This is a genomic window from Paenibacillus yonginensis (assembly GCF_001685395.1).
GTDB classification, from domain to species: domain Bacteria; phylum Bacillota; class Bacilli; order Paenibacillales; family Paenibacillaceae; genus Fontibacillus; species Fontibacillus yonginensis.
On the sequence record NZ_CP014167.1, the window covers coordinates 1147548 to 1173102 of the forward strand.

At 49.8% G+C, this 25555-nt stretch carries 28 protein-coding genes; 27 read left to right on the forward strand and 1 reads right to left on the reverse strand.

From position 1 onward, the window contains the following. The first annotated feature begins 12 nt into the window (after positions 1 to 12). The 25 genes from ymfI (at position 13) to AWM70_RS05410 (ending at position 23034) form a co-directional block, all read left to right on the forward strand. On the forward strand, positions 13 to 741 hold the full coding sequence (gene ymfI / locus AWM70_RS05295) for an elongation factor P 5-aminopentanone reductase (RefSeq protein ID WP_068700386.1): 729 nt from the start codon (positions 13 to 15) through the stop codon (positions 739 to 741). 184 nt (positions 742 to 925) lie between these two features. Then, entirely contained in the window at positions 926 to 1180 is a 255-nt protein-coding gene (locus AWM70_RS05300) for a DUF3243 domain-containing protein (RefSeq protein WP_068694667.1), read from the forward strand. 234 nt (positions 1181 to 1414) lie between these two features. Continuing rightward, the gene (locus AWM70_RS05305; protein WP_068694668.1) at positions 1415 to 2218 is read left to right on the forward strand and encodes a DUF3388 domain-containing protein; all 804 of its coding nucleotides are present in this window, start codon (positions 1415 to 1417) and stop codon (positions 2216 to 2218) included. A gap of 40 nt (positions 2219 to 2258) precedes the next feature. Next, entirely contained in the window at positions 2259 to 3251 is a 993-nt protein-coding gene (locus tag AWM70_RS05310; RefSeq protein WP_068694669.1) for a RodZ domain-containing protein, read from the forward strand. A 98-nt stretch (positions 3252 to 3349) separates the two neighbouring features. After that, positions 3350 to 3514, forward strand: coding sequence for a hypothetical protein (locus tag AWM70_RS23415; RefSeq protein WP_169823405.1), 165 nt, complete (start codon positions 3350 to 3352; stop codon positions 3512 to 3514). Between the two features lie 186 nt (positions 3515 to 3700). Continuing rightward, positions 3701 to 4192 carry a YajQ family cyclic di-GMP-binding protein gene (locus AWM70_RS05315; protein ID WP_068694670.1) on the forward strand — a complete coding sequence of 164 codons (492 nt, stop codon included), beginning with the start codon at positions 3701 to 3703 and terminating at the stop codon, positions 4190 to 4192. 231 nt (positions 4193 to 4423) lie between these two features. Continuing rightward, positions 4424 to 5008 (forward strand): CDP-diacylglycerol--glycerol-3-phosphate 3-phosphatidyltransferase, encoded by a 585-nt coding sequence (gene pgsA / locus AWM70_RS05320; RefSeq protein ID WP_068694671.1) that lies wholly within the window; start codon positions 4424 to 4426, stop codon positions 5006 to 5008. Positions 5009 to 5054: 46 nt separating this feature from the next. Then, positions 5055 to 6317 (forward strand): competence/damage-inducible protein A, encoded by a 1263-nt coding sequence (locus AWM70_RS05325; RefSeq protein WP_068694672.1) that lies wholly within the window; start codon positions 5055 to 5057, stop codon positions 6315 to 6317. A gap of 54 nt (positions 6318 to 6371) precedes the next feature. After that, positions 6372 to 6614 (forward strand): hypothetical protein, encoded by a 243-nt coding sequence (locus AWM70_RS05330; RefSeq protein ID WP_068694673.1) that lies wholly within the window; start codon positions 6372 to 6374, stop codon positions 6612 to 6614. Continuing rightward, complete coding sequence (recA, locus tag AWM70_RS05335) at positions 6615 to 7676, forward strand: recombinase RecA (RefSeq protein WP_068694674.1); 1062 nt, start codon at positions 6615 to 6617, stop codon at positions 7674 to 7676. A gap of 83 nt (positions 7677 to 7759) precedes the next feature. Beyond that, positions 7760 to 8482 carry a regulatory protein RecX gene (locus AWM70_RS05340; protein WP_068694675.1) on the forward strand — a complete coding sequence of 241 codons (723 nt, stop codon included), beginning with the start codon at positions 7760 to 7762 and terminating at the stop codon, positions 8480 to 8482. 318 nt (positions 8483 to 8800) lie between these two features. Then, on the forward strand, positions 8801 to 10342 hold the full coding sequence (gene rny, locus AWM70_RS05345) for a ribonuclease Y (RefSeq protein WP_068700388.1): 1542 nt from the start codon (positions 8801 to 8803) through the stop codon (positions 10340 to 10342). Positions 10343 to 10438: 96 nt separating this feature from the next. After that, on the forward strand, positions 10439 to 11233 hold the full coding sequence (locus AWM70_RS05350; protein ID WP_068694676.1) for a TIGR00282 family metallophosphoesterase: 795 nt from the start codon (positions 10439 to 10441) through the stop codon (positions 11231 to 11233). 239 nt (positions 11234 to 11472) lie between these two features. Then, the gene (locus AWM70_RS05355; protein WP_005550495.1) at positions 11473 to 11733 is read left to right on the forward strand and encodes a stage V sporulation protein S; all 261 of its coding nucleotides are present in this window, start codon (positions 11473 to 11475) and stop codon (positions 11731 to 11733) included. A 128-nt stretch (positions 11734 to 11861) separates the two neighbouring features. Further along, positions 11862 to 12836: a dipeptidase gene (locus AWM70_RS05360; RefSeq protein WP_335582146.1), complete on the forward strand. Its 975-nt coding sequence runs from the start codon at positions 11862 to 11864 to the stop codon at positions 12834 to 12836. Between the two features lie 218 nt (positions 12837 to 13054). Then, positions 13055 to 14842 (forward strand): 2-oxoacid:acceptor oxidoreductase subunit alpha, encoded by a 1788-nt coding sequence (locus tag AWM70_RS05365; RefSeq protein ID WP_068694678.1) that lies wholly within the window; start codon positions 13055 to 13057, stop codon positions 14840 to 14842. After that, positions 14829 to 15695 (forward strand): 2-oxoacid:ferredoxin oxidoreductase subunit beta, encoded by an 867-nt coding sequence (locus tag AWM70_RS05370; RefSeq protein ID WP_068694679.1) that lies wholly within the window; start codon positions 14829 to 14831, stop codon positions 15693 to 15695. The genes AWM70_RS05365 and AWM70_RS05370 overlap by 14 nt, the downstream gene beginning before the upstream one ends. A gap of 157 nt (positions 15696 to 15852) precedes the next feature. After that, entirely contained in the window at positions 15853 to 16425 is a 573-nt protein-coding gene (gene pduL / locus AWM70_RS05375) for a phosphate propanoyltransferase (protein WP_068694680.1), read from the forward strand. 208 nt (positions 16426 to 16633) lie between these two features. Then, positions 16634 to 18184, forward strand: a complete 1551-nt coding sequence (gene miaB, locus AWM70_RS05380; RefSeq protein ID WP_068694681.1) for a tRNA (N6-isopentenyl adenosine(37)-C2)-methylthiotransferase MiaB — start codon at positions 16634 to 16636, stop codon at positions 18182 to 18184. 130 nt (positions 18185 to 18314) lie between these two features. After that, a complete protein-coding gene (locus AWM70_RS05385; protein ID WP_418303212.1) occupies positions 18315 to 18704 on the forward strand; it encodes a YlbF/YmcA family competence regulator in 390 nt (129 codons plus the stop codon). A 156-nt stretch (positions 18705 to 18860) separates the two neighbouring features. Beyond that, complete coding sequence (locus AWM70_RS05390; protein ID WP_068694682.1) at positions 18861 to 19262, forward strand: PaaI family thioesterase; 402 nt, start codon at positions 18861 to 18863, stop codon at positions 19260 to 19262. 29 nt (positions 19263 to 19291) lie between these two features. Next, positions 19292 to 20068 carry an NUDIX hydrolase gene (locus tag AWM70_RS05395; protein WP_068694683.1) on the forward strand — a complete coding sequence of 259 codons (777 nt, stop codon included), beginning with the start codon at positions 19292 to 19294 and terminating at the stop codon, positions 20066 to 20068. A gap of 64 nt (positions 20069 to 20132) precedes the next feature. Next, positions 20133 to 20687: a cysteine hydrolase family protein gene (locus tag AWM70_RS05400; RefSeq protein ID WP_068694684.1), complete on the forward strand. Its 555-nt coding sequence runs from the start codon at positions 20133 to 20135 to the stop codon at positions 20685 to 20687. Positions 20688 to 20719: 32 nt separating this feature from the next. Further along, the gene (locus AWM70_RS05405; protein WP_068700392.1) at positions 20720 to 22177 is read left to right on the forward strand and encodes a nicotinate phosphoribosyltransferase; all 1458 of its coding nucleotides are present in this window, start codon (positions 20720 to 20722) and stop codon (positions 22175 to 22177) included. A gap of 296 nt (positions 22178 to 22473) precedes the next feature. Continuing rightward, positions 22474 to 23034 carry a hypothetical protein gene (locus AWM70_RS05410; protein WP_068694685.1) on the forward strand — a complete coding sequence of 187 codons (561 nt, stop codon included), beginning with the start codon at positions 22474 to 22476 and terminating at the stop codon, positions 23032 to 23034. A gap of 77 nt (positions 23035 to 23111) precedes the next feature. On the opposite strand, the gene AWM70_RS05415 is transcribed toward AWM70_RS05410, so the two are convergent. Beyond that, positions 23112 to 23624 carry a MogA/MoaB family molybdenum cofactor biosynthesis protein gene (locus AWM70_RS05415; RefSeq protein WP_068694686.1) on the reverse strand — a complete coding sequence of 171 codons (513 nt, stop codon included), beginning with the start codon at positions 23622 to 23624 and terminating at the stop codon, positions 23112 to 23114. Between the two features lie 188 nt (positions 23625 to 23812). On the opposite strand from AWM70_RS05415, the gene AWM70_RS05420 reads away from it, so the two are divergent. Further along, positions 23813 to 24889 (forward strand): CobW family GTP-binding protein, encoded by a 1077-nt coding sequence (locus AWM70_RS05420; RefSeq protein ID WP_068694687.1) that lies wholly within the window; start codon positions 23813 to 23815, stop codon positions 24887 to 24889. Positions 24890 to 25005: 116 nt separating this feature from the next. Further along, the gene (locus AWM70_RS05425) at positions 25006 to 25338 is read left to right on the forward strand and encodes a four-helix bundle copper-binding protein (protein WP_068694688.1); all 333 of its coding nucleotides are present in this window, start codon (positions 25006 to 25008) and stop codon (positions 25336 to 25338) included. The last annotated feature ends 217 nt before the right edge of the window (positions 25339 to 25555 follow it).

A 25555-nucleotide genomic window follows, 5' to 3' on the forward strand; every position in this document is an offset into this window, starting at 1 on the left:
AACATCGGTGAAATGACCGTTCTGGTCACAGGCGGAAGCAGGGGGATTGGCGCCAAAATCGCCGAACGTTTCGCCGCGGTTGGCATGAATATCGTCATTCATTACAGCAAGTCGCACGAAGCGGCCAATGAAGTGGCCAGACGTTGCTTGGAGCTGGGGGCTAAAGTGTATACCGTATCCGCCGATTTGCGGAACAAGGAAGAGATTGCCCGAATGAAAAGCCGGCTCGAGGATCATGGCTTGCATCCGGATATTCTGGTCAACAATGCGGGTGTTGCCAAATACGGCATGCTGGCTGACGTGACGGAAGATGATTGGGATGAAGTGATGGATGTCAACCTTAAGGGGGTCTTCCTGTGCAGTCAGGCTTTTATGCCTTATATGGTAGGCCAGAAATACGGGCGGATTATTAATGTCAGCTCGATTTGGGGCATCTCTGGCGCTTCCTGCGAAGTCGTTTATTCGGCAGCCAAAGGCGGGGTAAATGCCTTTACGAAGGCGCTGGCCAAAGAGCTTGCTCCGTCCGGAGTAACGGTGAACGCCGTGGCTCCCGGTGCGGTGCAAACCGAGATGATGAGCGGCTTCTCGGAGGAAGAGATCAGGCAGCTGGAGGAAGAAATACCTGCGGGCAGACTGGCGACGGCCGAGGAAATCTCCTCGCTTGTGTATTTCCTGGCGCTGCCCGAGTCTGGGTATATCACGGGTCAGATCATCAGCCCAAACGGGGGCTGGATCACCTGATAGCTGCCGGGTTTAGACGCTTCTCGGCCCAACCCGGCAGGGGCCGATTTAAAAATCGCAGCCTGCGCCTGTTTATTTTACCACCTGCCTTGACCGTGTGGAGGCTGCATAAATAAGCTCCTTTTATCACATATTACGAGTGTTGACCCATTCCATTCGCTCAAGTGATAGGAGGAGTAAAACAATGTCATCTGTACTGAATAATTTCGATTCCTGGAAAAAGTTCCTTGGCGAGCGCATCAAACATGCCGAAAATTCCGGCATGAGTGAAGAAACGATTGCGAATCTGGCTTTTGAAATCGGGGGCTTCCTTGAAGATAAAGTTGATCCGCAAAATGCTTCCAACCGTGCGCTGAAAGAACTTTGGGAAGTCGGAGACGAAGAAGAGCGCAGAACCATTGCCCGTTTGATGGTGAAGCTGGCCAAGAAAAACGCATAACAAGCGGTTGGGTGATAAGCTACACGACTTCCGCTTTCATTCGGCTTTGGTCCCGAATCGTATACGGTCTGATATGCGGCGGAAAGCTCCCGGGAGGGAGCTTTTCGTATGTCTTGATTTTTATACCTCTGCTTGCCTTTCAATACCGTTTTCTATATCATTAAAAATGATGTGTTGTTCGTGAGTTATGGCGAGTTTGATCGGATGGGAAGGAATCATGTCCTCCATTGTCGAATGAAGTATGAGCAGGGGAAAGGGTGTAGGGTTTTGGGAGAACAACAACAGTGGTATCTAGAATATACCATACATAAGAATCGTCCAGGTCTTTTGGGGGATATTGCTTCCATGCTGGGGATGCTGGAGGTCAACATTTTAACCATCAATGGTGTCGAAGGAAAAACCCGGGGAATGCTGCTGGAAACGGATGATGAACGGAAAATCGCGCTGCTTGGCGACATGTTGAAAACCGTCGGCAGCGTTACTGTTTCAGCACTAAGACATCCTAAACTTGTAGATATTCTTGCTGTTCGCCACGGCCGGTATATAGACCGAGATTCCGATGATTTGAAAACTTTCCGGTTTACCCGCGACGAACTTGGGTTGCTTGTTGACTTTTTGGGTGAATTATTTAAAAGAGAAGGTCATCAAGTCATCGGCTTACGCGGAATGCCGAGAGTGGGCAAAACGGAATCGATTATTGCCGGCAGCGTCTGCGCCATGAAACACTGGACTTTTGTATCTTCAACTCTTCTGCGCCAAACGGTGCGTAGTCAGCTTTCGGAAGAAGAATGCAATCCATCAAATGTATTCATTATTGACGGGATTGTGAGTACTTTGCGTTCTAATGAGAAACACTACCAGTTACTGCAGCAGATTATGTCCATGCCTTCCACCAAGGTGGTTGAGCATCCGGACGTTTTTATGAAAGAATCCGAATACAATTATGACGATTTTGACATTATTATTGAATTGCGAAACAATCCGGATGAGGAAATCGTTTATGATACGTTTGTAACCATTTATAACGAAGAAATCTAGGGGCAGATTGAGCCATATTAAAAGCAGGAGGTGATGGTAAATGTCAGATTTAGGCCAGCAGCTTAAAGAAGCGCGTTTGGCACGCGGCTTATCGCTGGATGATGTTCAGGAAATGACAAAAATTAGAAAACGATATTTAGAGGCCATCGAGGCCGGTGATTATAAAGTTCTTCCAGGAAGTTTCTATGTTAGAGCGTTTATAAAAACATATGCAGAGGCTGTAGGCGTCAGCTCGGAGGAGCTGCTGAATGAACATCAGCAGACCGTTCCTTCCGCTGAGCCCGAACCGGTTATGGAGCCTGTCTTGCAGCGGAGAAGAACCAAAGCGTCTTCCGAAGGAAATTCCAAGTGGCTTTCCACCGTTCTTATGTGGTCCTTCCTGGTGATTATTGTTGCGGTTATTTATTTAGTGGTGATCAACAATAACAAAGGAGACAGCAATAAAACAGCAGACCCTACTCCGGTTACAAGCGGCGAAGTGTCGCCAAGCGACGCGGCAGCCGGGGTACCGTCGGCAAGCCCTGATCCGTCCGGTGCGGCAGGCGGCGGTCAGGCTTCGGTTCCGCCGACAGCTCCTCCTTCATCAGATCCCGCTTCCTCGGATGCAGCGGGGAATCCGGAAGGTTCGACTCCTCCGGCAACAGACGGTGTTGTCGTGACGCCGGACGGCAAAAAGGGCAGTGCTGTGCAGTTCCAGGTACAAAGCCCGAACGGGGCGCCTGTTCCCGTGCAGATCACGGCAAGCGGAGGCAAAAGCTGGGTGGAGGTTCGCCGGGTAGACAAAGACGGAGAGAAACTCTATTACCAAAACCTTGAAGATGGTCAAACCATTACTTATGATTTGGACAGCCAAGGCATGTTTGTCAAATCGGGCGCTTCTCCTTATACGACCATTACGGTTGGAGGGCAGCCGGTGGTGGATGAGCGAAATACGGCTAAAATCCAGTTGAACCTAGTATCTCCGGAAGATGCAGGGTCTGCTGGAGGCACAACGGATAACGCCGAGGGAACCGAAGGAACGTCCGCTCCATAAGGTCTTATCGCATAACCGTTTTCTTCATAGGAAAGAATAACATTGCAACTGCTTGGGTCAGCCGGCAATGATCTTGACTATGAAGAGAGGTGGGCATTGTGATAACAAGCTGGATTGTAGCAGGGATCGGGATCATCGTATCGCTGATCGGCTACTACCTCACGCCAAATGCTTGGGGATACGGAATATTGGGATTCGGGTTGGCTCATATTGTGCTTGGCGTTTTGAACATGTTCCGAACGCCGGAAAGAAGCACACATTAAACTGAAGGACTCCGGACAGGCGCTTTTCTAAAGGGAAAAGCGCCTGTTTTGTGTTTATGAAGCCGGTGAGGTGAGCTTGCCCGCATCCCGCTTTGTTTTTAATGAGGCGGGTTTCAAGAAAATGGACTTGCAACGTTGTTTTTCCTATAATAGATAACACAAAACAGAGAAAAGGATAGTGATTTTATGGCTTCAGAAAGCTCATTTGATATTGTCTCCAAATTTGATATGCAGGAGCTAACCAACGCGATTAATCAGACGGAACGCGAAATTGATAACCGCTTTGACTTCAAGAACAGCAAAAGCAGCCTGACGCTGGAGAAGGATGCCCTGGTGATTGCATCGGATGATGAATATAAGCTGGGGGCAGTCATTGATATTTTACAGTCCAAAATGATTAAACGCGGTTTGCCGATCAAAAATCTCGATTACGGCAAGGTTGAACCGGCGTCCCTCGGGACGGTCCGCCAGCGCATCAAACTGAAACAGGGGATTGAACAGGATGTGGCTAGAAAAATCAATACGCTCATCCGGGATTCGAAGCTGAAAGTAAAAAGCCAGATCCAAGGGGACTCGATTCGGGTCACCGGTAAAAGCAAAGACGATCTTCAATCGGTGATGGCTCTGCTTAGAAATGCCGACATCCAGCTGGATCTTCAATTTACAAACTTTAAGTAATCGGCAGACTCAAGTAGTCACAGCCCCCGAATGGGGTTAATGATGTGATGTAATGCTGTAATGATCTTCTCCGAGGGATATTTTGACTCTGATTTTGCCGTATATTATACTTGTTAAGATATATTTTGGGTGTTCTTAGTCTGCATCTTTGGGGGAAATTATCATGAACGGCTTAGGGTCGAAAGAAGCAAGGACAAATAAGATCCGGAACTTGTACGGGGAGGATGAGTTGTGAATTTACCGAATAAAATAACGTTGTCCCGGATTTTTTTAATTCCGCTGATGCTGGTGTTTCTGCTGATCGATGAGAAGAACTTCAGCAGCCTGCATTGGGGGAACTATAGCCTGCCGCTGAATCAGCTGATTGCAGCGCTGCTGTTTATTGTGGCCGCGAGCACGGACGGAATTGACGGCTATTTGGCTCGCAAAAATAATATGGTCACGAATCTTGGGAAATTGCTGGACCCTCTTGCCGATAAGCTTTTGGTTGCGGCGGTTCTGGTATCCTTGACTGCCATGGGCAAATGCAGCGCGTGGATTTCGGTTATTATTATCAGCCGGGAGTTCGCGGTAACCGGACTTCGCGAGGTTGCCCTGCTGGAGGGTTCGGTCATTGCGGCGAGCAAATGGGGCAAAGCCAAAACGATTACCCAAATTATTGCGATCAGCGCATTGCTGCTGAATAATTTCCCGTTTGAATGGATCAACATTCCGTTTGACGATATCGCGATTTGGCTTGCAGCCGTTATTACTATCTACTCCGGCATTGATTATTTTGTGAAGAATAAAAGCATCCTTTCTTTATCTAAAGTTTAAGCATTAAGGACAGCTTCACTATTTGCAGCAAAGGGGTTGGACAGAAGTGAAAGCCGAAATTATCGCTGTCGGAACCGAGCTTCTGCTTGGTCAAATTGTAAATACAAATGCACAGTATTTGTCACAGGAATTGGCCGCTCTCGGTATTGATGTTTATTTTCAGACCGTGGTCGGCGACAATATGGACCGCCTTCAGGAAGCGATTCGCACAGCGCAGAAGCGGGCGGACGTTTTGATCTTTACAGGAGGTCTGGGACCTACGCAGGACGATTTGACCAAAGATGCCCTTGCCGCCGTGCTCGGACGTTCCTTGCATTTGGACAGGCTGGCTATGGATCATGTTGAGCAGTTCTTTAAAGACCGTTCCCGTCCTATGACCGAAAATAATAAACGCCAGGCTTTGTCGATTGACGGGGCTTCGCCGCTTCCCAATTCGACCGGTCTTGCGATCGGCAATGCTTTATCGGAAGACGGCAAACATTACATACTGCTGCCAGGTCCGCCTAAGGAACTGATGCCGATGTTTGAAGAGCAGGTTAAAAACTGGATTCTTCAGCATGTGCTTACCGAGGAGAAACCCCTGTACTCCAGGATGCTGAAGTTTGCCGGAATTGGAGAATCCGCTCTTGAAACGGAATTGCTTGATCTGATTGAAGGCCAAAGCGATCCGACTCTGGCTCCTTATGCGAAAGAAAGCGAAGTGACGGTGCGGGTTTCTACCAAGGCTTTATCGGTTACAGAGGCAGAGGAGAAGCTGGATGCGCTTGAAGCTCAGATTCGTGCGCGGCTTCCCGAGAATCTTTATGCCAATGAAGATGTGCCGATTGAGAAAGTAATTGTCGATCTGCTTACAGAACACCATTTGACCGTGGCTGTTGCGGAAAGCTGTACAGGCGGCTTGCTGATGGGGAATCTGACGGCTATTCCCGGATGTGCAACGGTCTTTAAAGGCGGAATCGTTTGTTATTCCAACGACATGAAAGAGAAACTCCTGAATGTTCCTCATGATTTGCTGGAAGGGGAAGAGGCACCGGGGGCGGTCAGTAAGGAAACAGCCGAGGTGCTGGCCGAGCAGGTGCGGATGGTTATGGATGCCGATTTTGGTTTGTCGGTAACCGGCGTAGCCGGCCCGGCTTATTCCGAACGGAAACCCGTGGGTCTCGTTTATATCGGACTTTCCGAACGGGGCAAACCGACAACCACTTTCCAATTGAATTTGAAAGGCAATCGTGAGACGATCCGGCTCCGTTCGGCCAAGTCGATTCTTTACCAGCTTTGGCGCAGGCTGAACGAACGGGCTTTGGTTTGAACATGGAATAAGGAAAGTATTCCTGTTTTGCAATATGCAGGAGTTTCCTTTATAATGGTTTTAGCGGAAGAACCGCAGCAACTTTCCTTAAGATTGCTGCGGTTCTTTTTTATGGCACTGACAAACGTACCGGATTCAGGGCAAGGGTGCAATGCGGGCGAGCAAATGAAGGCAGGAGGCGAGCAACTTCAAAAAAACGAATGTATGTTCGAAAAATGCTTGGCAAAAGCTCTAAAACAAGGTATAATTTATGTAGGAAGAACGTTTGTATTTATTCTCATTAAGGATGTGAGCTGATTGTCAGATCGTCGTGCAGCGTTGGAAATGGCGCTTCGTCAAATAGAAAAACAATTCGGTAAAGGTTCCATTATGAAATTGGGAGAATCGACCCACATGCAAGTGGAAATCGTTCCCAGTGGCTCCTTGGCTTTAGATATTGCACTCGGCACCGGCGGGTTTCCCCGCGGCCGTATTATTGAAGTATATGGACCGGAATCCTCCGGTAAAACAACGGTAGCACTTCATGCTATTGCGGAAGTACAAAAGATTGGCGGACAAGCCGCTTTTATTGATGCGGAGCATGCGCTTGACCCTTCTTATGCCAACAAGCTTGGCGTAAATATTGATGAATTGCTGCTGTCTCAGCCGGATACGGGCGAGCAGGCACTGGAAATCGCCGAAGCGCTTGTACGCAGCGGTGCCGTTGATATCATTGTTATCGACTCCGTTGCGGCATTGGTGCCTAAAGCGGAAATTGAAGGCGAAATGGGCGACTCCCATGTTGGTCTTCAAGCAAGACTGATGTCCCAGGCTTTGCGTAAGTTGTCCGGGGCAATCAGCAAATCGAAGACGATCGCTATCTTTATTAACCAGTTGCGGGAGAAGGTTGGCGTTATGTTCGGCAATCCGGAGACCACTCCAGGCGGCCGGGCTTTGAAATTCTACTCCACGGTACGTCTTGATGTCCGCCGTATTGAGACGATTAAAATGGGCAACGACATGGTGGGGAACCGTACCCGGGTTAAAGTCGTGAAGAACAAGGTAGCTCCTCCTTTCAAACAAGCTGAGCTTGACATTATGTACGGCGAAGGTATTTCAAGAGAAGGAAGCATTGTCGACATTGGGGTCGAATTGGATATCGTAGACAAGAGTGGTGCCTGGTACTCCTATGCTGGCGAACGTTTGGGCCAAGGCCGGGAGAATGCCAAGCAGTTTTTGAAAGAGCATAAGGAGATTGCTGATGCCATCGAGCTTAAAATTCGTGAGGCAAGCAGCTTGACCACGGTTGTTCCTGCGGTTTCTGCAGAAGATGATGAAGCGGACCGACTGGAAGAACAGGCGCTTTTTGAAGCTGAATAAGACGTTTTCAATCCAGCGCTCTGTGGAAATCCCAGAGCGCTTTTTTGCATGCAATCAAATGGGAAACCAAGGGAGACGATCCGATGCCGGAACAGCAGGAAGAGCAAGCAGCTGACGTGTTGGCTTCTTTTCCGGAGCGCGAGCAGTTGGAAATTACCAGTGTGAAGCAGCTGCAAGGCTGGAAAAATAGACAAAGGTATCGCATTTGTTTTATGGAGCACTGTCTGGAAGTGCATGAGAATACGATGATCAAATTCCGCATGCTCAAAGGGGGGCTGTTCACCCGGACCGAGCTGGAAGAGATAGTTAAGGCCGATGAGAAACAACAGGCTTATGCGGCGGGGCTTGCTTATTTAGGAAGGAAACCCCGTACCAGGCATGAAGTGACGGTACGGCTTCAAGAGAAGGGCTGGAGCGAAAGGGTCGCCGTGCAAACGGCAGACCGGCTGGAGCGGGAAGGTTATCTGAATGATGCTGAGTACGCTGTAGAATGGGCTCAGCAGCGGCTTGAGGGCCAAGGCAAGGGTAAGCTGTGGATCAGGCAGGAACTGCGTCAGAAAGGCATCTCCAAGCCGTATATCGAAGCTGCACTGGAGCAGGTGGATGAAGAGGCCGAATTCGAAGCCGCACGGACGCTGGCCGAGAAGCGCTGGCAGCGGACGAATGGGGAACCGCAAGAGCGGAAACGTAAAATCGGAGCTTTCCTGATGCGCCGAGGATTTAAAGGAGGCGTCGTATCGAGGGTGATACGGGGCTTAGGCGAAACAGATGATGAATGGATGATTAACGAGGAGGAGGATTTCTGATCCTTCGCTCCCAAACAAAGGCGCGGCAACATGTCACAGCTTGACAATTTCTTTCGCGGAATAATAAAATGAACAAGAATCCTATAGACATTTTTCTTTCCAAAATGTAATTTCTATAATGATTCCTATCGTGTGTATCCTGTATTTGCCAATCTTCCGCGGGATATAGCCGAAGAAGCACATGGGCAGCATGTGCGACTTACTGAATCGTCTTGTTTTTCGATTCTTTGTATGAGAAGACTAAAGGGAAAAGTAATTTGACAACTGCACTCTCCCAAGGAATGCCTTGGAGAAAACAACGGGGAGGTGAAAGACATGATGCAAGTGTGGCTTTCGATCATTCTCGTTGTCGTCGCATTAATCTTTGGGTTCGGGATCGGATATTTTATCCGCAAATCTCTTGCAGAAGCTAAAATTTCCAGTGCAGAACATGCTGCGCTTCAGATCGTAGAAAACGCGAAGAAAGAAGCAGAAGCACTGAAGAAGGAAACGGTACTGGAAGCCAAGGATGAAATCCATAAGCTCCGGACCGAAGCTGATAAAGACATTCGTGAACGTCGGAATGAAGCCCAACGACAGGAAAGACGATTGTTGCAAAAAGAAGAGTCGCTGGATAAGAAAATTGAATCATTAGAACGCAAAGAAGAGCAAATGGTCGGCAAGGAGAAACGTATCGAAGAAACGCAGCAGCAGATTGAAATGCTGTACAAGAAACAGGTAGCTGAGCTGGAACGGATCTCCAACCTTACGATGGAAGATGCTCGCAGCATTATCCTGAACAATGTGGAGCAGGAAGTTCGCCATGAGACAGCCCAGATGATCAAAGACATCGAGCAGCAGGCCAAAGAGGAAGCGGACAAGAAATCCCGTGAAATCATCACGCTCGCGATTCAGCGCTGCGCGGCTGATCATGTAGCCGAAACCACGGTATCTGTGGTAACATTGCCGAACGAAGAAATGAAAGGCCGGATTATCGGTCGTGAGGGCCGCAACATCAGAGCCCTTGAAACGTTGACCGGTATTGATCTTATCATTGATGATACGCCGGAAGCGGTTATTTTGTCCGGATTTGATCCAATCCGCCGTGAGATTGCCCGCAATGCTCTTGAGAAGCTGGTTGCCGATGGACGGATCCATCCGGCCCGCATCGAAGAGATGGTGGAGAAATCCCGCCGCGAGGTAGACGAGCGGATTCGCGAATACGGCGAACAGGCAACGTTCGAGGTTGGTGTTCATGGTCTTCATCCGGATTTGATCAAAATCCTGGGACGTCTGAAGTTCCGGACAAGCTATGGCCAGAACGTGCTCAAGCATTCGATGGAAGTCGCTTATTTGGCCGGCCTTATGGCCGGAGAGCTTGGCGAAGACATCGTATTGGCCAAACGCGCAGGTCTGTTGCACGATATCGGCAAAGCGCTTGACCATGAGGTGGAAGGCTCCCACGTCGAGATCGGCGTAGAGCTTGCGAAGAAATACAAAGAGCATCCAGTGGTCATCAACAGTATCGCTTCCCACCATGGGGACGAAGAAGCGACCTCTGTGATTGCAATGCTTGTAGGCGCTGCTGACGCCTTGTCTGCAGCCCGTCCAGGAGCTCGCCGTGAAACGCTTGAAACGTATATCCGGCGGCTTGAGAAATTGGAGGAAATTTCCGAATCGTTTGAGGGCGTTGAGAAATCCTATGCAATCCAGGCTGGCCGTGAGGTACGGGTTATGGTGCAGCCGGAGAAGATCGACGACGCCGAAAGCTTCCGTCTTGCCCGCGACATTACGAAGACGATTGAGAATGAACTGGATTATCCGGGACATATTAAGGTCACCGTTATTCGCGAAACACGAGCGGTTGAATACGCCAAGTAAAGGAAATTGCCCAGGCGGCCCTTCAGGGCCGCCTGTTTCTTTTTTGTAAAAGCAAACGGCTCTTAGCCAAATGGAGAATCAGAGGAGGACTTAACGTTGAAGGTGCTGTTTATCGGAGACATCGTGGGGCAAACAGGACGCAAGGCACTTAAAGAAACGCTGCCTCAGCTCAAAAGCAAATACAACCCTGATATTATTATTGCGAACGGTGAAAATGCCGCTTCGGGAAGAGGGATTACGAAGTCGATAGCCAAGGATTTTTTTGAAATGGGCATTCATGGCTTGACCATGGGCAATCATACCTGGGATAACAAGGAGATCTTTGAATTTATAGACGATGAGCCGCGGATGATCAGACCGGCCAATTATCCGCCGGGAACTCCAGGCAGAGGATATACGGTTATCAGGAACGGCAATAAAGAGCTGGCGCTCATAAACCTGATGGGCCGTACCTTCCTGCCGCCGCTGGACTGCCCGTTCCGCGCAGCAGATGAAATTGTGGATCAGCTGAAGAAGAAACACAAGTTTATTTTTGTGGACTTCCATGCTGAAGCTACTTCAGAGAAAATTGCGATGGGCTGGCATCTGGACGGACGCGCCTCCGTAGTCGTAGGTACGCATACGCATGTGCAAAGCAATGACGACATCGTGCTGCCGGAAGGCACGGCTTATATTACCGATGTGGGTATGGTCGGCTCCAGAGAGGGCATCCTCGGCATGGAACGTGAAGCGGTGCTGCGCAAGTTCAAAACCCAGCTTCCTGTTCGTTTCCAGGTGTGCAATGGCAAATGGCAATTCCACGCTATTGTTGCCGATCTGGATGACCAGACTGGCAAAGCGAAGTCTATCCGCAAAATAAGGCTGCTCGAAGACGAATGGACGATGGATTAACAAGCCTGAGCGTGCTGTCAACCGGGTGGCCAAGGGTGTTGCTTGACTAACCGGCTCTGTGGAGTCTATAGCCGTGAACTGTAGATTCACGGCGCTGGGACGGGGCAGTGAGCGGAGACTCTTTTTTATCTGATCGCTTCCAAAAAGAAGGAATTATTCCAAATCTCCCGAATATGATCTAACAGATCATCTGTCAAGGTAGTGGAAACCAAACTATTAATCACAGGGAGGTACTTACCATGGAAGTATTAAAGGTTTCAGCAAAATCCAACCCCAACTCCGTTGCCGGTGCACTTGCGGGTGTGCTGAGAGAACGAGGCGCTGCTGAACTTCAGGCGATCGGTGCAGGTGCGCTTAATCAGGCCATCAAGGCGGTGGCCATTGCCCGTGGGTTTGTGGCTCCCAGCGGAGTCGATCTGATTTGTGTCCCTGCTTTTACGGATATTGTGATAGACGGAGAAGACCGGACAGCCATCAAGCTGATTGTGGAGCCGAGATGAAACCTTTTTAATCAACCTGTTTGCCGGGGGCAGACAGGTTTTTTGCATTTTCAACTATAATTTTTACTATAATGGAACTTAACACCGCTGGATGAGGGAGAGTTCAACCTGAATTTTGATGAAGGGTAGTGAAGGGATTGAAGTGGGGAATTATTGATTTTCATTGTGATGCCTTAAGCAAGCTGCAGGAGAACCCTAACATTCGGTTTGAGGAGGATGAGAGGCTGGATGTATCAGCCAAGAAACTTCGGCAGGGCGGAGTGGGCCTGCAGTGTTTTGCCGTATTCATCGACGATGAACAGGAGAAAGCCCGGATTGGGCGGGTGCTGGAGCAGATCAGCTTATACCGCACGGAGGTGGAGAAAGCCGGAATTCCGCTGATAACAAGCCGGCAGGAGCTGGCTTCCTTAAACGCCGCCGGAGGGGGAACCGGGGGGATGCTTTCACTGGAGGGCGCGCATGGACTTGAGGGCAACCTGAAATATGTGCAGAATTGCTATGATCTTGGCGTGCGGTTTCTGGGCATTACATGGAACCATGCCAACTGGGCTGCGGACGGCATTATGGAGCCGCGGGGCGGCGGCTTTACACAGAAGGGCCTTGAACTGATCAAGCTGTGCCATGAGCTGGGCATTATTTTGGATGTGTCCCATTTGTCGCTTAAAGGATTCTGGGAGCTGACCGAAGCGGCGGAGAAGGCCGGCAAGCCGTTTATCGCCTCGCATTCCAACAGCATTAACATTTGCGATCATCCGCGGAACCTGTCCGATGAGCAGATACGGACGATAGTCCGTCTCGGCGGAAGAATCGGCCTGACCTTTGTGCCTCCATTCGTCAAAGCTTCCGGTCCCGTCAAAATGACCGACCTTCTTCCGCATCTGGAGCATATGTGTTCCCTCGGGGCCGAAAATCATCTCATGTTTGGATCGGACTTCGACGGCATCGACGAACATATTGAAGGTTTGGAAAATGCCGCCTGCTACGTCAAATGGAAAGAGCTGCTGCTCAAATACTACGCAGAGCCGCTCGTAGACAAGTGGCTGAGCCTCAATGCGATGCGGTTTTTGCAAACCTGGCTCCCAGCAACAAAGAAAGCGCTTTAATCTATAACGAACCGAGAACGGTTTAATCGAAAACTACTATATGAATTAGGCGCGAAAACGCTTGCTTTTTACACCCCGCCGACATAAAATTGACATGATTATGAAACAGATATTTCATATTTTGGAGGGGGATGACCCCTCAGCAGCCTTGATTTTTGTGAAATAGTCATGCACTTATTAAATTCTTCTGATGCGATACGATTAAAGGGGTGGGCGGTTTGATTAGTCAATTGTCATGGAAAATCGGCGGGCAGCAGGGTGAAGGCGTAGAAAGTACGGATCGGATTTTTTCAACAGCTTTGAATCGTTTGGGGTATTATTTGTACGGCTACAGACATTTTTCATCCCGTATCAAAGGCGGACATACCAACAACAAGATCAGAATCAGCACCAGTCCGATCCGGGCCATTTCCGATGACTTGGACATTTTGGTGGCTTTCGACCAAGAAAGCATCGACCTCAATGCCCATGAGCTTTGTCAGGACGGGGTTATTGTGGCGGACGCCAAATTCAATCCAACCGTTCCTGATGGCAGCAGCGCCAAGCTGTTTGCAGTTCCTATTACAGCTATTGCAGAAGAACTTGGCACTTCCTTAATGAAAAACATGGTTGCTTCCGGAGCATCCTGGGCACTGCTCGGATTGCCGCTGGAGGTATTCAATAAAGCGGTTGAAGAAGAATTCGGCCGCAAAGGCCAAGCGATCGTCGACAAGAACGTTGAAGCGGTCAAACGCGGCGCCGAATACGTGCTTGAGCTGGCTGGCGGTCCGCTGGAGCGCTTCCAGCTGGAGCCGGCTGACGGCAAAGAGAAATTGTTTATGATCGGCAACGATGCCATCGGCCTTGGCGCCGTTGCGGCGGGCTGCCGGATCATGAGCGCGTATCCGATTACGCCCGCTTCGGAAATCATGGAATACCTGATCAAGAAGCTTCCGAAGTTTGGCGGCACCGTCGTGCAAACCGAAGACGAAATTGCAGCGATTACGATGGCGATTGGCGCCAACTATGCCGGGGTAAGAACGATGACGGCTTCCGCAGGTCCTGGTTTGTCCTTGATGATGGAAGCAATCGGCCTTGCGGGCATGACGGAAACGCCGGTTGTCATTGTTGACACTCAGCGCGGTGGACCGTCAACCGGTCTTCCGACCAAGCAGGAGCAGAGTGATATCAATGCGCTGATCTACGGCACGCATGGTGAAATTCCGAAGATTGTACTTGCACCAAGCTCGATCGAAGAATGTTTCTATGATACGATCCAGGCCTTTAATTTGGCTGAAAAATATCAAGTGCCGGTTATTCTGGCGACCGACCTGCAGCTTTCGCTTGGCAAGCAGTCTTGTGAGCTGCTTGATTACAGCAAAATCAAAATCGATCGCGGCGCGCTGGTGGAGGAAACGCCAGAACGTGAAGACGGCAGCTTGTTCAAACGTTATGAGCTGACCAACAGCGGCGTATCGCCGCGGATTATTCCAGGCAAGAAAAACGGCATTCATCACGTAACCGGCGTTGAGCATGACGAATCCGGCCGGCCATCTGAAAGCCCGGTGAACCGCCAGAATATGATGGATAAACGCCTTCGGAAGCTGGACGGCATTCAAGTCGACAATCCGATTCATGTACAGGCTCCGCACGAGAATCCGGACCTGTTGATTATCGGCATGGGTTCGACCGGCGGCACAATCGACCAAGCTCGCGTAAGACTGGAAGAAGACGGCATTACTACGAATCATATTACCGTTCGTTTGATGCACCCGTTCCCGGTTAATGAAATCACACCTTATCTGGAGAAAGCAAAAAAAGTGATTGTTCTCGAAAATAACGCAACCGGACAACTAGCCGGACTGATCAAGCTGAATGTCGGCTTCCGCGACAAAATCGTGAACATGCTCAAATATGACGGCACACCGTTCCTGCCGTCCGAAGTGTACAGCAAATGTTTGAAGGTCAATGAACAGTCAGCAGCAGAGAAACAAAGCGGGGAGTTGGTTAAAAATGGCAACTTTTAAAGAATTCCGCAACAACGTCAAGCCGAACTGGTGTCCCGGCTGCGGAGACTTCTCCGTACAGGCGGCTATCCAGCGTGCAGCAGCGAATGTCGGACTCGAGCCTGAGCAGCTGGCAGTCATTTCGGGAATCGGATGCTCCGGCCGGATTTCCGGTTACATCAACGCTTACGGCCTGCATGGCATCCATGGCCGTGCTCTTCCGATCGCCCAAGGCGTTAAGCTGGCGAACCGCGATCTGACGGTTATCGCCTCCGGCGGCGACGGCGACGGCTTTGCTATCGGGATGGGGCATACGATTCATGCGATCCGCCGCAACATCAATATCACTTACATCGTTATGGATAACCAGATTTACGGCCTGACGAAAGGCCAAACCTCCCCGCGCAGCGCAGAGGGCTTCAAAACAAAAAGCACCCCTGAAGGTTCGATTGAATCGGCGCTGTCACCGCTGGAGCTGGCTTTGTCCTCCGGAGCCACGTTTGTGGCCCAGTCGTTCTCAAGCGACCTCAAGCAGCTGACCGCTTTGATCGAGGAAGGCATCAAACACGAAGGTTTCTCTTTAATCAACGTCTTCAGCCCTTGCGTTACTTTCAATAAAGTAAACACTTACGACTGGTTTAAAGAGAACATCACCAATTTGGATACGGTAGAAGGTTATGATTCCAGCAACCGCATCCAAGCCATGACCAAACTGATGGAAACGGGAGGGCTGCTGACAGGGCTCATTTATCAGAATAAGGAACGGAAGAGCTACGAGGACCTCGTTCCGGGCTTCCGCCAAGAGCCGCTTGCAGCTCAAAACCCGGAAATTACCGCCGAAGAGTTTGATAAACTGGTGGCGGAGTTTAAATAAGAATATCGGGTTGGTTGATTAAAACCTAACCAAATTGTCACAAGGCACCCGAAGCGGGTGCCTTTGCCTTTTGTGTCGAAAGATGTATAATGGGTAAGGATGTTTTTTGTTGTGAAAAAAAGTACAGTAAAAAAGTACAGTAGGAGTGAACCCCACCATGAGTAAAATCGTATCTGTTGGCGTTTCCGGACGTCATGTCCACTTGACTCAGGAACATATTGAAATGTTGTTCGGCGAAGGTTATCAGCTGACTGAATTCAAACCTTTGTCCCAGCCCGGCCAATTTGCTGCAAATGAACAAGTTGCCGTGGTTGGACCTAAAGGCGAATTCGCTAAAGTCCGGATCCTTGGACCAGCCCGTCCTGCTTCCCAGGTTGAAATTTCCCGTACCGACTCCTTTGCAATCGGCGTACCTGCTCCGGTTCGTGAATCCGGCAACATTGAAGGTACCCCAGGCATTAAAATTAAAGGGCCAAAAGGTGAAATTGAACTGGATAAAGGAGTAATCGTGGCAGCTCGTCATATTCATTTCCATACTTCCGATGCCGCTAAATGGGGGATTGCGGACAAGCAGCTGCTTAAAGTGCGTGTAGGCGGCGAACGCGGCGTTGTGTTCGAGAACGTAATTGCCCGTGTTTCCGATTCTTTTGCCCTCGATATGCACATTGATACGGACGAAGCAAATGCAGCCGGCGTCAAAAACGGCGACAGCGCTGAAATCGTAGAATAAAAGCGTTAAATGGTCTGATAAACAGCAGCTCCGGAATTTTTCCGGGCTGCTGTTTTTGTTTTTTACAAAACGCCTGCAAAGACAGGATATGGATAAACACGGTGATGCGGCTAGAAATAGCAGTCCGTGCATGTTATAATTTGATGTAATGCATTTTTAAATAATTGTCCCGCGGGGATAAAGATAGACAGTAAGGAGTGAGCCGTTAATGGCTAAGGAGACAAAGGATTACTCCAAATATTTTGATTTCTCGGATGCCAAGATCATCTCTGAAGATGAGAACGGGAAAAAGATCCGGATTCGCGGCCGGGAAATCCATATTTTCTCCGAACCGAACCAGAAGCAGGAGAAGCAGCGCGGCAAGGAAGCGGTTCAGGTTCATTACGATACGGCTGTGCCTGAGGAGCTGAGCAGGCTGGGGGCGGGCAAACACTATATCGTATACACCTTCGGCTGCCAGATGAACGAACATGACTCGGAGACCATCAAAGGTCTGCTTGAGCAGATGGGTTATCAGCCGACCGAGGATCGTAAAGAAGCCGATATCATTCTGCTGAATACGTGCGCTATTCGCGAGAATGCGGAAGATAAAGTGTTTGGCGAACTGGGCCACCTCAAGCATCTGAAGACCGAAAAACCAGACATGCTGCTTGGCGTGTGCGGCTGTATGTCCCAGGAAGAGAACGTGGTTAACCGGATTCTTCAGAAGCACGGTTTCGTAGACATGATCTTCGGTACGCATAATATTCACCGCCTGCCTTTCCTGATTCAGGAATCGCTGATGAGCAAGGAAATGGTCGTGGACGTATGGTCCAAGGAAGGCGACATTATCGAAAATCTGCCTAAGAAACGCGAAGGCATGCGTGCATGGGTAAATATTATGTATGGCTGCGATAAGTTTTGCACGTACTGCATCGTGCCGTTTACCCGGGGCAAGGAGCGCAGCCGCCGTCCGGAGGACGTCATTGCCGAGGTTCGCGAGCTGGCGCGTCAGGGCTTCAAGGAAATTACGCTGCTGGGACAGAACGTGAATGCGTACGGCAAGGATTTTACCGATATGACGTATTCTTTCGCCGATTTGATGGATGATATCCATAAGATTGACATTCCGCGAATCCGCTTCACGACTTCTCATCCGCGTGATTTCGACGATGAGCTGGTGGCGGTTCTCGCCAAAGGCGGCAACCTGGTCGAGCATATCCATCTGCCGGTGCAGTCGGGCAGCACGGAAATGCTGAAAATGATGGGCCGGAAATATTCGCGCGAACATTATCTGGAGCTGGTGCGCAAGATCAAAGCCGCGATTCCGAACGTTTCCTTAACGACGGACATTATCGTAGGTTTCCCTGGCGAAACAGACGAGCAGTTTGAAGAAACGTTGTCGCTTGTCCGGGAAGTCGGCTATGACTCTGCTTATACGTTTATTTATTCCCCGCGTGAAGGAACACCTGCGGCTTCCATGAAGGATGACATTCCCATGCAGGTCAAGAAGGAACGCCTGTACCGGCTGAATCGCGCGATCGAAGAAAGCAGCCGCGCCATCAATGAACAGTTCAAAGGACAAATCGTTGAGGTGCTTGTTGAAGGCGAAAGCAAAAATAACGCCAAGGTGCTTGCGGGAAGAACCCGTACCAATAAACTGGTTCATTTTGAAGGGGGTCCGGAATTGATCGGCACTTTCGTTCATGTGGAAATTACCGATCCGATGACCTGGTACATCAAAGGTAAAATTGTCAGCAGCCCGGTGGCTGCCGTTTAATAAAGGATATACAAAGCAATATAAAGGGTTCAAAACGATTAACCCAAGATGCGAAAGGGAGGAATTCAAAGTGGCAGGATTGCAGGATATGTCTGACGCCCAAGGCGGAATTCCGGATTCCGCTTCGCGTATGTTTACCCGTAATGAAATTATGGAGAAATCGAGGGAGCTGGCAGAGCTGATCCGCGGAAGCGAGGAAGCGCAAATCTTCAAGCAGGCGGAGCAGCAAATCCAGGGCCATCAACGGGTCCAGTCGCTGATTGCGCAAATGAAGAAAAAGCAGAAGGAGATCGTGGCTTTCGAAAGCATGCGCAACCAGGAGATGGTGAGTCGGATCGAGAAAGAGATTGACGAACTGCAGGCCGAGATCGACGCGATTCCGCTTGTGACTGAATATCAGCAAAGTCAAGCGGACATGAACTATTTGCTTCAATTTGTAATGTCCGCGATCCAGGATACAGTCTCACAAAAGATTAACGTAGAATCCGGTAAGGAGGCTCCTCCAAGCCGGTGCGATTAAAGCAGCAGGCGAAGTGCGGGAGATAGCCTTCCGCACTTTTTGCTGTATGCAACCGTACAAACTTAATGCCATAAACTAATAGAACCTTACATACCCGCTGCGAGCTAAGCGGGGACTCAACAAGACAAACTTCAGGATTCAGGGGGAAAGCGGGACATGGACTGGACAGATATTTTAAATCGCAACAGCAAAACGTTTTGGGGATTTCTTGGCATGGAGCTGCTGCATGCGGACGCTGCAAGGGTAGATCTCGGCCTCGAGGTCAAAGAAAATCACTTGAATTCTATGGGCATCGTACATGGAGGCGTATTGTCTTCTTTGATGGACCAGGCGATGGGGATCCTCGTTACGGCCGCAAAAGGCGGAGTTGAGGGAGTAACAACTCATCTGAATGTGAATTTCCTTTCGGCCATGGGGACAGGCAAACTGATTGCCAGTGCTTATCCCGTGCACGAAACGTTCCGTACAATGACTATGCGAGCTGAGGTCCGTGACGAACAGGGACAGCTTGGCTGTGTGGCGACATCCACCTTCCGGCTTCCAAAAGCAAAAGCTTAAAATTAATCCGACAGTGTGGGTGATGGATAATGAACGATGACCAGGAGAAAGCCAAAAATTATAATCCTAAAAAATACCGGACACCGGATGGAATTCCTGCGGATATCGTCATGTTTACTTTAACCAAGCAGGAACGGCGTTCCTCAACCAAATCCTTGCCGCTTTTTGAGCTTAAGGTCATGCTCGTCCGCAGACGAAGCTGGCCTTTCGCAGGGGCTTACGCGCTGCCCGGCGGTTTCTCGCAGGAGAACGAATCGCTGTATGAGACCGCGAGCCGGGAGCTGCAGGAGGAGACAGGCGTCGACGGCGGCCATTTGGAATATTTAGGGGTTTACAGCACTCCGGGGCGAGATCCGCGCGGATGGATCATCTCGCATGCTTTTTATGCCCTGGTAGAAGAATGGGTGCTGGAGAAGCGCAAAGCGGCTGATGATGCTCAGGCGGTTGGCTTGTTTACCATCCAGCAGGCGCTTGAAGAGCTGGAGCTTGCCTTTGATCACAGGGAGATCATTAAAGATGCTTACCGGAGAATCCAGGAGCAGATGCTGCAGACGACGATAGCCAAGCAGTTTTTGCCTCCGCACTTTACGCTGAGCGAGCTTTATCAGGTCATTCGCACGGTTGTGCCTGATTTCGAAGAGCTGAACTTTATTCGTAAAGTGACGTCAACCCGAAGCAGACAAGGTATCCTGGAGGAAGTGGTGGACGATAACGGCAAACGGCTGGTGTCCAATCAATATTCCCAGCGCCCGGCTCAGCTCTACCGGTTTACGGATTTTACACCGCGCTTGAGTATTTATACTTAAACTGATTAAATATACAAGAGTACATTACGGCAGCCAATCCTGGACAGTGAGGAGCTGAGGGAAGATGAAAGCATTAATCGTGATTGATTTCACGAATGATTTTGTCGATGGAAGTTTGCCGGTGGGAGAACCTGCGATTGCGATTACTCCGGTCATAGCCCGGGTAACGGAGGCATTCGCAGCTAACGGCGATTATGTAGTGATGGCGGTGGATCTTCATGAGCAGAACGATAGCTATCACCCGGAAACCAAACTTTTTCCTCCCCATAATCTTAGGGGGACAGAAGGCCGGGAGCTGTATGGAGAATTAAAGGCGGTTTATGAGAAATACAAGGACCGGATTGAATGGATGGACAAAACGAGATACAGTGCTTTTTGCGGGACGGATCTGGAGCTGAAGCTCCGGGCCAGAGGAATTACGGAGGTTCATTTGATCGGCGTCTGCACGGATATTTGTGTGCTCCATACGGCCGTAGATGCTTATAATAAAGGATTTGCCATTACCGTGTATGAAGATGCGGTAGCCAGCTTTAACCAGGCCGGTCATGAATGGGCGCTTGGCCATTTTGCCGGCAGCTTGGGAGCGAAGGTGACAACAAGCTCGGAAGAGGTGAAGTAAGGATGGCGGCAGCAGAGAGAGGAAGAAATCAGATGCAAACAACAGGTTTGGCGCTGCATACGGATAAATACCAGATCAATATGCTTTATGCGCACTGGATGAATGGAAGCCATTTAAGAAAGGCCGTGTTTGAAGCTTATTTTCGCAAGCTTCCGTTCGGCAATGGCTACGCCGTATTTGCGGGGCTGGAACGGATTGTGAACTATCTGGTGAACCTTCGATTCACCGAAGAGGATCTGGCTTATTTGGCCAAACAGGAGGAAAATTATAAACCCGAGTTTCTGGAGATGCTGAGGGACTTCCGGTTTGGCGGCACCTTGCTGTCCATGAAGGAGGGCGCTTTGGTATTTCCGAATGAACCGTTGATCCGTGTAGAAGGCACCATTATGGAAGCCCAGCTCATTGAAACTGCGCTGCTGAATTTTATGAACTTCCAAACGCTGATCGCTACTAAAGCCTCCAGAATCAAGCAGGTGGCGCCTGATGACATTCTGCTGGAGTTCGGCACCAGACGGGCACAGGAAGCCGATGCAGCCATCTGGGGAGCAAGAGCGGCGTACATCGCCGGATTTGATGCTACGTCCAACATGCTGGCCGGGGAATATTTCGGGATCCCGACAAAAGGAACGCATGCCCACTCCTGGGTGCAAGGTTTCGAATCCGAAGAAGAGGCATTTGAGCTTTACGCCAAAGCGCTGCCGGACCAGGTGACACTGCTGGTTGATACGTATGATACGCTCAAAAGCGGTGTGCCTAATGCCATCAAAACAGCAAAATGGCTGGCTTCGCAGGGCAAAAGGATGAGCTCGATCCGGCTGGACAGCGGCGATTTGGCTTATTTATCGATTCAGGCCCGTAAAATGCTGGATGATGCCGGGCTCTCTTACGTCAAAATTGTCGCTTCCAACGACCTCGATGAGAACACCATCTTCAACCTGAAGGCTCAAGGCGCCCGGATTGATATATGGGGGATTGGAACTCAGCTGATTACGGCTGCGGACCAGCCTGCGCTGGGGGGCGTCTACAAGCTTGTAGAACGTCAAAAGGGCGATACGATGGTGCCTACGATCAAAATTTCAGCCAATCCGGAGAAAATCAGCACGCCAGGGAAAAAAGAAGTGTACCGGCTGCTCAGCCGCAGCGACAAAAAAGCTCTCGGCGATTATATCACCTACCCGTCCGAAACCATCCCGGAAGAGCGGAATAACAAACTTCGTTTGAAACACCCGCTGAATTCCACGCTGCAGAAGACGGTCAAGAACTTTGAGGTTATGCGGATGCTGGAGCCTATCTTTGAGCATGGACAGCTCGTCTACGAGCTGCCAAGTCTGGATCAGGTCCGGGATTACCATAAACAGCAGCTTTCGCTGTTCTGGCCGGAATATCTGCGCAAGCTCAACCCGGAAATCTACCGGATCAGCTTGAGCGAAGAGGTCTGGAATCAGCGTCAGTCGATGATTGAAGCTTATTTGGAGCAGCATGATGAATAAACGGGTTAGATGCAGATGAAGATGAAGATGAAACGGCTGGAGCCTATATGGGGCTGCGGCCGTTTTTCTTTTAACGATTCATTTGATTATTTCTCGGGAAAGCGCAGAAATCGCTAAGATCAGACGCTGCAGGAAGGGATTCGACAGAAGAGGCAAAACGAGCATAGTTTATGACGTAAAATAAAGCATGCTTAGCAGGTATAAATCCAGCTTATGGAAGGAAAACTGAGGTTATAAGCGGTATAAGCTTGCTGAACTTGATAGTCATGAAGTTTTATTAGGAAAGGATGATGTGCATGGGCAGCCAGAAACGATTTGACAAATGGACGGCCGGTCTGTTAGGTGCAGGAGTAATTGTCTCTGCCTGGTTCGTCCATGTGCCGCGAACGGAAGCCAGCCAGCCGCTGGCGGTATACGCTGAGCCTGTATACAGCAGCCTAATCCTCGTCAAGCAAGGGGCTTTGGAGGAACAGTCGGCAGACGGTTTCATGAGCAGTGAATTCTACGGCGGCAGTGAAACCTTGGATTTGTTGAAACAGCTAAGACAGGCATGCGCTCGCAGCGATTTGCGTCTGACTCATGAAACGAATTCCGAGGACCTGGACGGGAACCGGAGCACGAGCTTTTACGTGAATGGAGATTCCCATCACTATGTCGTTTTTTACCGTTATAACAGGGAAAGTACCCGATTGTCGAAAATTCGCAGCCTATACGGCACCGACAAAGACAGCCATAGCCCTTTGATTCGAACAGCCGGCAAGCTTGCACTGGTTTATGTATCAAGCGGCAGCGATAAGGACAAATACAACGACCGGCTGGAACCGATTTTTGACAGCTTGCTCAAAGAGATGAAATAAACTAAAAGCGTCCTCCGAACAAAAGGTTCGGAAGGCGCTTTTTTGATGTGCCCATTTTGTGTGCATCGTGAATGAAGTTATTTCTTATAAATCTCGCGCATGACGTGCCTTAGTTCCGGAAGGATGATCCGCTCCATGGCAAGCTTCACGGCGCCGGTTGAGCCGGGCATCGAGAATACAGCGGTTCCGTTTATGACACCGGCAACGGCCCGGCTTAAGATCGCTGCCGGCCCGATATCCTCGGTAAAGCTGAGATAACGGAAAATTTCGCCGAAACCGGGCAGTTCTTTCCCAAGCATGCTGCTAACGGCTTCATAGGTCGTATCGCGAGGAGCAATTCCGGTGCCTCCGCTTAAGAGAACCGCTTCAATCCGGTTGTCTTCTGCGGATTCGTGAAGCAGGTTGCGCAGCTCATCATATTCGTCTTTGACAATTCTATAATCGACGACAGCATAACCGTGTTCTTCAAGCAGCTTAAGCATCAGCTTGCCGCTGGCGTCATTTCCCTGGGTACGTGTATCCGACACCGTGATGACTTGGCAGGAGACGGAAGCAGGGGCTTCTGATTTGTGTTCATCTACTGATCTCATTTCGGTTACCTCTTTCTCTTGATTTCCGCAAATTTGGATTCCCGTCTATTTTAGCACAAGCCTTCCGTCAGCCGAAGCGGGTTTCTTGGCACGAAGCCGGTACTCCCGTTTGTTGCAATGTTCCGGCTGCTGTAGTAAACTCCGTGTCAGATCAAATAAAGGTTCAGCATTTGGAGGAGAAGTTGAAAATGAAAGCATCGGACGATACTTATGTAACCCCGATTTACATATTGTCAGGATTTCTGGGCAGCGGCAAAACAACGCTGCTGGCCCGATTGATCGATTACTGGCAGGAGGCCGGACTTAAGCCTGCAGTAATTATGAACGAGCTGGGAGACGTTAATCTGGACGGTCTGCTAGTCAAACAGGAGGTGCCGATGGAAGAAATGCTGGGCGGCTGTATCTGCTGCTCCATCCGCGGGGATCTTGGCGTAACCATCCATGAGCTGATCCAGCAGGAGCATCCGGATTTGATCGTTGTAGAGGCGACTGGAGCAGCCAATCCGATGGAGCTTCTGGACGGGGTGACGGAGACAGCGCTGTACATGAAGCTGGACATTAAACCGCTGATTACGGTAGTCGATTCCGCTTATCTGATGGAGCTGTTCGACCGCCAGCAAGGTAAAACCTATCGGCTTATGCAGGAGCAAATTCGCTGTGCATCCGTCCTGATTCTGAACAAAACGGATCGGCTTGAAAGCTCGCGGATGCAGGAGCTGGTGAAGCTGCTGAACCAATCCAATCCTTATGCCAGCAAGATCCCGGCTGTAAAATGCGAGGTGGATCTGAGGGAATTGCTGATTGAAGGTGAGGGGACTCAGCGTGCATTCGACCACGCCGGCGAAAGTCAGCATGCTCATCGTCATAATCAAAGCCACAGCCGCTTCCGTGGTCCTAGCCACCACGATCCTGCACATCCCTCTGAGCCCGGACAAGCCTCGGAAGAGCATGACCATCATCACACGCATAGTCATGTGATGGTCCATACGCATTACTTAAGCGGCCCAGTGAACAGTGAAGCCTTTGAACGGCTGGTTGCCGATTTGCCCCGGGATGTGTACCGGGCTAAGGGCGTACTCACTTTCTCCGATACCAACAACAGCCGCTTCTTATTTCAATATGCTTACAGGGAACCGGACTTTATGAAAATTACGCCGCAGGGCGACATTCCGGATGTCGTTGTTTTTATAGGCGAGCATTTTGATAAAGAAGAGTTGTCCCGAAAGCTGCATGCTCTTGAGGCCGGCACCCTTTCTATGGAATAGGCGCTGGTTGTCCATTTGTTTCAAAAAAGCTCTAACAAGGTAATAACACTACGTTGAAGTTAAAGGTTCAGCCTTATCAAGAATCCAAATCCAGAATGCTGCAGGAGGAGAACACGATGATGAATTCAAACCCTTATCGAGAGTGTATCGAAGCATGCCTGGAGTGCATGAATGCTTGTAATTATTGTTACATATCCAATTTGAAGGAATATGAGCTTGCCATGCTTAGAGATTGCATTCGCATGGATCGTGAATGTGCGGAAATCTGCATGTTTGCGGCTGATGCTTTGTCCCGCGAATCCGTTTTTGCGGCCGAGATCTGTCAGCTCTGTGCTAAAGTATGTATGGCTTGCGCCGAAGAATGCAGTAAACATGAACATGAACACTGTCAACAATGTGCCGAGGCATGCCGCCGCTGTGCGGATGCTTGCCTGTCCATGGCAGCTTAATGTTTTGGCTGCCTGGCAGGCAGGCCGCTTGTCAGGGCTCTTATGATCATGGGGCTAAATTCGCCAATTGGATAAATCCGGTTATTATCTGGTGAGAACTAGGAATGGACCGGGTTTATTTTTTTGCCTCCTACCGTTTAGAAACTCCCGAAAACGCTGCTCTATCAAGGGAAAATTTAACTCAGTAATTATGATAAAAGTTGTCAACAATATTCAT